General features: G+C 67.9%; 6 protein-coding genes and 1 riboswitch. Of the genes, 3 read left to right on the top strand and 3 right to left on the bottom strand.

All coding sequences use genetic code 11. From position 1 onward, the window contains the following. Positions 1-296 precede the first annotated feature (296 nt). The 3 genes from trhA to ACTJI4_RS17375 form a co-directional block, all read right to left on the bottom strand. The gene (gene trhA / locus ACTJI4_RS17385) at positions 297-929 is read right to left on the bottom strand and encodes a PAQR family membrane homeostasis protein TrhA (RefSeq protein WP_339448429.1); all 633 of its coding nucleotides are present in this window, start codon (positions 927-929) and stop codon (positions 297-299) included. A gap of 63 nt (positions 930-992) precedes the next feature. Then, complete coding sequence (locus tag ACTJI4_RS17380) at positions 993-2597, bottom strand: peptide chain release factor 3 (protein WP_392920674.1); 1605 nt, start codon at positions 2595-2597, stop codon at positions 993-995. Positions 2598-2672: 75 nt separating this feature from the next. Next, positions 2673-3563 carry a M23 family metallopeptidase gene (locus tag ACTJI4_RS17375; RefSeq protein WP_440870060.1) on the bottom strand — a complete coding sequence of 297 codons (891 nt, stop codon included), beginning with the start codon at positions 3561-3563 and terminating at the stop codon, positions 2673-2675. A 144-nt stretch (positions 3564-3707) separates the two neighbouring features. Continuing rightward, a riboswitch (SAM riboswitch) is annotated at positions 3708-3827 on the top strand. Between the two features lie 78 nt (positions 3828-3905). Here ACTJI4_RS17375 and metX point away from each other — a divergent pair. Genes metX through ACTJI4_RS17360 form a run of 3 tightly spaced genes read left to right on the top strand, consistent with a single transcriptional unit; the run spans position 3906 to position 7239 of the window. Next, positions 3906-4934, top strand: coding sequence for a homoserine O-succinyltransferase MetX (metX, locus tag ACTJI4_RS17370; protein ID WP_440870059.1), 1029 nt, complete (start codon positions 3906-3908; stop codon positions 4932-4934). Then, on the top strand, positions 4931-6175 hold the full coding sequence (locus tag ACTJI4_RS17365) for an O-succinylhomoserine (thiol)-lyase (protein WP_392920665.1): 1245 nt from the start codon (positions 4931-4933) through the stop codon (positions 6173-6175). Before metX ends, ACTJI4_RS17365 begins: the two co-directional genes overlap by 4 nt. After that, on the top strand, positions 6172-7239 hold the full coding sequence (locus tag ACTJI4_RS17360; RefSeq protein WP_392920662.1) for a homoserine dehydrogenase: 1068 nt from the start codon (positions 6172-6174) through the stop codon (positions 7237-7239). The genes ACTJI4_RS17365 and ACTJI4_RS17360 overlap by 4 nt, the downstream gene beginning before the upstream one ends. Positions 7240-7263: the final 24 nt, after the last annotated feature.

The raw sequence follows: 7263 nt of genomic DNA, 5'->3' as shown, positions 1-7263 counted from the left end.
CCCCCCCCCCCCCCCCCCCCCCCCCCCCCCCCCCCCCCCCCCCCCCCCCCCCCGCCCCCTCAGCACTGCGTCGGCGGAGGGTAGAGCGGGATTCTGCACTTGATCTTCGTTAGTGGCCGACCAACTTTCGAAGGGGTGGTGTGGGTGGGTTGACGGGACCGTAGAGCGCCATGGATGGTGCGAACGAGCCTACACGGACGTACTTGCGGCGTGTCCCGGCAACCCACCCACACCGCCCCAAACCAGTGAGCAACCGGCAACCAGCTGTTGCTCTTGCAGTTGCAGTTGCAGTTGCTTCAAAGAATCTGCGCAGTAACAGCGACGAAATGACAAACGCTGCCGCCGATGACGAACAGGTGCCAGATTGCGTGGGAGTAGGGGATGGATTCGCGGTGGTAGAAGTAGGTACCCAGCGTGTAGGACAGGCCGCCGGCGAACAGCCAGCCCAGGGTCCAGCCGTCGATGTGGGACCACATCGGCTTGATCGCCACCAGCACCATCCAGCCCATCGCGATGTAGATGATCGTGGACAGCAGCTTGAAGCGGCCGGTGAAAAACAGTTTGAAGATCACCCCCGCCAGTGCCAGCGCCCAGATCGCGGTGAACATCCCCCAGCCCCACGGGCCGCGCAGGCCGATCAGGGTGAAGGGGGTGTAGGTGCCGGCGATCAGCAGGTAGATCGCGCAGTGGTCGAACACCTTCAGGCGGCCCTTTGCGATCGGGTGCTGGATCGCGTGGTACAGGGTCGAGGCCGTGTACAGCAGCAGCAGGGCCACGCCGAATACGATCGCGCTGGCCAGCTGCCAGGCATCGCCATGGATCGCGGCCAGGGTGATCAGTACCGCGCTGGCGGCCAGTGCCGCCACCGCGCCCAGTCCGTGGGTCAGGGCGCTGGCGATTTCTTCACGTACGGAAGCAACAGAGGTCATGGCGATGATCGTCGCGCGGGGAGGGGGAGCCCGCTCCCCCCTATCATCGCCGGTTTCGCCAGGTCAGGCGACCGATACGCTGTGCGCCGCCTCGCGGGTGGCCGCAAAGCGCACGTCCGGCGCGCGTTCCTGCGCGAGCTGCAGATTGACCCGGGTCGGAGCCAGGTAGACCAGCTGGCCTGCCGCATCGATGCTGAGGTTGCCCGCGTTCTTTTCGCGGAATTCTTCCAGCTTCTTTGCGTCGTCGCAGGTCACCCAGCGCGCCGTGGTCACGCTGACCGGCTCGAAGCTGGCTTCCACGCCGTACTCGTCCTTGAGCCGATAGGCGGCCACGTCGAACTGCAGCACACCGACCGCGCCAAGGATCAGGTCGTTGCTCATCAGCGGGCGGAAGAACTGCGTTGCACCCTCTTCGGACAGCTGTGCCAGGCCCTTCTGCAGCTGCTTGAGCTTGAGCGGATCGCGCAGGCGCGCGCGGCGGAACAGTTCCGGTGCGAAGTTCGGAATGCCGGTGAAGCTTACCGCTTCGCCTTCGGTGAACGTGTCGCCGATGGAGATGGTGCCGTGGTTGTGGATGCCGATCACATCGCCCGGCCATGCCTCAGCGGCGATTTCGCGGTCGCTGGCCATGAAGGTCAGCGCGTTGGCCAGCTTCATTTCCTTGCCGGTGCGCACGTGGAAGGTCTTCATGCCGGCCACGAAGCGGCCCGAACACACCCGCATGAACGCCACGCGGTCGCGGTGCTGCGGATCCATGTTGGCCTGGATCTTGAAGACGAAGCCGGTCAGCTTGTTTTCCTGCGGTGCGATCTCACGGCCGGTGGTGGCGCGTGCCTGCGGTGACGGCGCATGCTCCACGAAGAAGTCCAGCAACGGCTGCACGCCGAAATTGTTCACGCCCGAACCGAAGAACACCGGCGTCTGCCGGCCCGCCAGGTAAGCGTCCAGGTCGAACGGGTGGCTGGCGCCCTGCACCAGTTCCAGCTCATCGCGCAGGTCGGCCAGCATGCCCGCGCCGATCTTCTCGGCCAGGCCGGGGGAATCGATCGACGGGAAGATGGTCGAATCCTGCCGGGTGAAATTACGGCCCTGTTCGTACAGGTGCACCTCGCCGCTGATCAGGTGGACCACGCCCTTCAGGCGCTGGCCCATCCCGATCGGCCAGGTGACCGGCGCGCACTGGATGCCCAGCACGCTCTCCACCTCGTCCAGCAGGTCGATCGGTTCCTTACCTTCGCGGTCGAGCTTGTTGATGAAGGTCATGATCGGGGTGTCGCGCAGCCGGCACACCTCCATCAGCTTGATCGTGCGCTCTTCCACGCCCTTGGCCACGTCGATCACCATCAGCGCCGAGTCCACCGCAGTGAGCACGCGGTAGGTGTCCTCACCGAAGTCGGCGTGGCCGGGGGTGTCGAGCAGGTTGACGATCTTGCCTTCGTACGGGAACTGCATCACCGACGAGGTGACCGAGATGCCGCGCTCTTTTTCAAGCGCCATCCAGTCCGAAGTGGCATGGCGGGCAGCCTTGCGGCCCTTGACCGAGCCGGCCATCTGGATCGCACCGCCGAACAGCAGCAGCTTTTCGGTCAGCGTGGTCTTGCCGGCGTCAGGGTGGGAAATGATGGCGAAGGTGCGGCGGCGCGCAGCTTCGGTAGCGACTTCGGACATGGCGTGACGCGCCCGCCCGGGGCGCTTTTCATGGAGATGAGCCCACCAGTATACCGGGCCGCCCTGTCTGGCGGTTCAGTGGCTGGCCGCTTCACCGCTGTCGGCCTGTTCACGCGCGAAGCGCAGCTCGCCCTGGGGGGCCACGATCCGCACCGGTATCGAGCGCAGCTGCATGCCGGCATTGGCCTGGACCACGAAATGCAGGTGCGGGGCGGTGCTGTAACCGGTGTTGCCGGACACGCCGATGCGCTGGCCTGCCTCGACCCGCTGCCCGCTGCGCACCAGTACCCCGTTTTCGCGCAGGTGGGCGTAGACGGCCATGCTGCCGTCTTCATGCAGCACCCGGATGAAATTGGCGCGCTCACGGTCGCGCGCCGGGTCCTGCCCATTGCCGCTGAAGTTGCCCTGTACCTGCATCACCTTGCCGGCCCGGGCGGCCAGCACAGGCGTGCCCTCGGGCAGGGCAAAGTCCACTGCATCACGGTTTTCCGCGTCGGTGTGGCTGAACCGCCCCTGCGGTGCCTGGCTCACCTGGAACCGGCGGGCATCGAAGGGCAGCTGGTACGCCACGTCCTGTGGCCGCGCAGCGGGATCGCCCGGGACCGCGTCCAGCAGCAGGTTCAGGCGTTCGGTATCCGGTGGCAGCTGCAGCCGTGCCACCACCACGCTGGCCGAGCCGGGCAGCACGGTTTGAAGGGGCAGCCCGGGCAGCAGCGCGGCGCCGGCGTCCTGGCGCAGGGCGATCTGCACCGGACCGGTGAGGTGGTTGTCGACCCGCGCCTGCCAGTACGCGGCACCGCCTTCGAGCTTCACAGAGGCCAGCGTTCCGCTCCGGGCCCCCTGCGGCGCCTGGTCGGCCGGGCGCACCAATCCCCAGCCGCCGCGCCAGTCCGCTGCACCGTTCGGTTCAGCGGCCTGTGCCATGAACGGGCACGCCAGCAGGGTGAGCAGCAGGATCGGGCGCATCAGCGAACTTCCAGTAAGGGTGCGCGGACTCTACGCAACCGGGTTCGTTCAGGAAAGAGGGGGCTGCAGGCTGATGAGAAAAAACTATATCGCTTCATCCAGATGAAAGGATTGACATGCCCGGAATGTGCTGGCATCGTGGCTCCACCATCGAGACCGGCAGAGGGACAGGCCCTTTGAAGCCGGGGCAGCCCGCAGACGCGCAAGCGACCTGCGTAGGTGCCAAATCCTGCGGGGACCGTGGTGTCTTCCGAAAGATGGTTCGAACCGTGCACCGTGCGTGCGCTTCGAACGCGAGCTCCGCGAAAGCTCGATGGCCGTTTTCCTCTTCTGGATACCGCCATGAGTTTCGCCACTGCCGCCGCTGCTTCCGACTCCTTCGCCTCCTTGAGCGTTCCCGTTGATGCCGGGCGCAGCGCCGTGCGCGGCGAGATCGCCGCGATCCTGTCGATGCGTCACGGCGGGGCGCGCCCGGTGCGGTTGCGCTACGAACTGGTGGGCCGTGCCGAGGCGCCGGTGGTGGTGCTGGCGGGCGGCATTTCCGCACACCGGCATGTGGCCGCCAACGCCGAGTTTCCCGAGAAGGGCTGGGCAGAGGGCCTTGTAGCGCCCGGTCGCGCGCTGGATCCGGCCTCGCGCCGCATCCTGGCGTTTGATTTCATTGGCGCCGACGGCGCACTGGACCTGCCGATCGACACCGCCGACCAGGCCGATGCGCTGGTGCTGCTGCTCGATCACCTTGGCATCGCCCAGCTGCAGTGCTTTGTGGGCTACTCCTACGGTGCGCTGGTGGGCCAGCAGTTCGCGGTGCGCCACCCGCAGCGGTTGGCCAAGCTGGTCGCGGTCAGCGGCGCGCATCGCCCGCATCCGTATGCCGCCGCCTGGCGCGCGCTGCAGCGCCGCGCGGTTGCGCTGGGCCAGCTGCAGTGCGGCGAAAGCCACGGCCTGGCGCTCGCCCGGCAGTTCGCCATGCTCAGCTACCGCACACCGGAAGAATTCGGCGAGCGCTTCGATGCGCCGCCGGAAGTGGTCAACGGGCGTGTCCGCGTGGCGGCCGAAGATTACCTGGATGCCGCCGGTGCGCAGTACGTCGCGCGCACCCCGGTTGAAGCCTACCTTCGCCTGTCCGAATCGATCGACCTGCACCGCATCGATCCTGCCGCGATCAGCGTGCCCACCGTGGTGGTGGCCGTTGAAGGCGACCGCCTGGTGCCACTGGCCGACCTGGTCGGCCTGGTCGAAGGGCTGGGCCCCCGCGGCAGCCTGCGCGTGCTGCGCTCGCCCTATGGCCACGACGCCTTCCTGAAAGAAACCGATCGCATCGACGCAATCCTCGCCACCGCATTTCGTACCCCGGGAGAAAACGCATGAGCCAGTCCGCCGGTTCCGAGCCGACCTGTAGCCGTGTCACCGCCGCCGTGCGCGCCGGTATCGATCGCGATACCGCGCATGGGGCGGTGACTCCGCCGATCGTGTTGTCGTCCAACTTCAGCTTCGATGGTTTTGGCAACAAGCGCCAGTACGACTACACGCGCAGCGGCAACCCGACCCGTGACCTGCTCGGCGAGGCGCTGGCAGAGCTCGAGGGCGGCGCCGGCGGCGTGATCACCTCCACCGGCATGGGCGCGATCAACCTGGTGCTCAACGCGCTGCTGGAACCGGGCGATACCCTGGTGGTGCCGCATGATGCCTACGGCGGCAGCTGGCGCCTGTTCAATGCGCTGGCGAAGAAAGGTCATTTCCAGCTGGTCACCGCCGATCTGACCGACCCGCGCTCGCTGGCCGACGCGCTGGCGCAGTCGCCGACGCTGGTGTTGATCGAAACCCCGTCCAACCCGCTGCTGCGCATCACCGACCTGCGCTTTGTCATCGATGCCGCGCACCGTGCCGGTGCCAAGGTGGTGGTCGACAACACCTTCCTGTCGCCGGCGCTGCAGCAGCCGATCGCCTTCGGTGCTGATGTGGTGCTGCATTCGACCACCAAGTACATCAACGGGCACAGCGATGTGGTCGGGGGCGCCGTGGTCGCGCGCGATCCGGCGCTGCACGAGCAGCTGGTGTGGTGGGCCAACGCGCTGGGCCTGACCGGGTCGCCGTTCGACGCCTTCCTGACCCTGCGCGGCCTGCGCACGCTCGGTGCGCGGTTGCGCGTGCACCAGGAAAACACCGCCGACATCGTGAAGCTGCTGGCCGCCAGCGATGCGGTGGCCAACGTCTACTATCCGGGACTGGCCTCGCACCCCGGCCATGCCATCGCCGCCCGCCAGCAGAGTGGCTTCGGCGCGATGCTGTCGTTTGAACTGGCCTCGTGCCCGGGCGATGACCCGCACGCTGCGGTGCGTGCGTTCGTGGATGGCCTGCGCTGCTTCACCCTGGCCGAATCGCTGGGCGGGGTGGAAAGCCTGGTCGCGCACCCGGCCACCATGACCCACGCGGCGATGACCGCCGAGGCCCGCGCCCATGCGGGCATCAGTGAGGGCCTGCTGCGCCTGTCGGTGGGTATCGAAGCCGCCGAAGACCTGGTCGCTGACCTGCAGGCCGGCCTGGAGCGGGCCCGGGCGGTGATCGACCGCCAGGCGCAGCTGGCGCAGCGCAGGCTGGTGGACGCATGAGCGTGGTACTGCCTTTCGCGCGATCGGCGCCACGTCGCTTGGCGTTGCTGGGTACGGGCACCGTTGGTACTGCGTTCGTGCAGCGCTACCAGGCGCTCGAGGCACGAGGCGTCGAGTTGCCGCAGTTCTCGTGGCTGGCCAACTCGCGCACGGCACGCGCCTGCGAACAGCAGCCGGCGCAGGCCCTGGCGCGCGCCAACGATGCCGCGCGCACGGTGCCGGCGCTGCAACCCTGGGCCGAAGCCGAAGGCCTGCAGCGCGGGGACGTGGTGGTGGACGCCACCGCCAGCGACGAGGTGGCCAACTGGCACGAGCAGTGGCTGGCCCGCGGCGTGCATGTGGTCACCGCAAACAAGCTGGGGCAGGGCGCACAGCTGGCGCGTGCGCAGGCCATTGCCGGCAGCGGGCTCGACGGTGGTGCCCGTTACGGCGACAGCGCCACGGTCGGCGCAGGGCTGCCGCTGTTGAGCAGCCTGCGCGGGCTGGTCGCCGGCGGCGACCGCATCCACCGCGTGGAAGGTGTGCTGTCGGGGTCGTTGGCGTGGCTGTTCCATCACTACGACGGTCAGCGTCCCTTCTCGGCATGGGTGCGCGAGGCGGCGGTCGCCGGGTACACCGAGCCGGACCCGCGCGTGGACCTGTCCGGCGAGGATGTGCGCCGCAAATTGTTGATTCTTGCCCGCGCCAGCGGCATCGCGCTGCGCGCCGAACAGGTGGCCGTGAACTCACTGGTGCCGGACGCACTGGCGGCGCTGCCGGCCACCGAGGCCATCAAACAGTTGGCGTTGCTGGATGCGCCGCTCCAGCGACACTGGGAGCAGGCTTCCGCGCAGAACGGCTGCCTGCGCTTCATCGGCGGCTTCGACCACGACAACGCCACGGTAGGCCTGCGTATCGTCCCGCTGGACCACCCGCTGGCCGGCGGCGCCCAGACCGACAACCGTGTGGCGATCCACAGCGACCGTTACAACGTGCAGCCGTTGTTGATCCAAGGCCCGGGTGCGGGTGCGGACGTCACCGCGGCGGCGCTCTTGGACGACGTCCTGCAGATCATCCGGGCGTAGCGACACGCCACGCGTGTCCCTACG

The organism is Stenotrophomonas sp. 22385, assembly GCF_052045085.1.
GTDB lineage: Bacteria > Pseudomonadota > Gammaproteobacteria > Xanthomonadales > Xanthomonadaceae > Stenotrophomonas.
This window is presented reverse-complemented; position numbering and strand designations above follow the sequence as displayed.

Coding starts and splice junctions, on each gene's coding strand:
- metX (WP_440870059.1), top strand. CDS start 3,906: ATGAGTTTCGCCACTGCCGCCGCTGCTTCCGACTCCTTCGCCTCCTTG.
- ACTJI4_RS17380 (WP_392920674.1), bottom strand. CDS start 2,597: ATGTCCGAAGTCGCTACCGAAGCTGCGCGCCGCCGCACCTTCGCCATC.
- ACTJI4_RS17375 (WP_440870060.1), bottom strand. CDS start 3,563: ATGCGCCCGATCCTGCTGCTCACCCTGCTGGCGTGCCCGTTCATGGCA.
- trhA (WP_339448429.1), bottom strand. CDS start 929: ATGACCTCTGTTGCTTCCGTACGTGAAGAAATCGCCAGCGCCCTGACC.
- ACTJI4_RS17360 (WP_392920662.1), top strand. CDS start 6,172: ATGAGCGTGGTACTGCCTTTCGCGCGATCGGCGCCACGTCGCTTGGCG.
- ACTJI4_RS17365 (WP_392920665.1), top strand. CDS start 4,931: ATGAGCCAGTCCGCCGGTTCCGAGCCGACCTGTAGCCGTGTCACCGCC.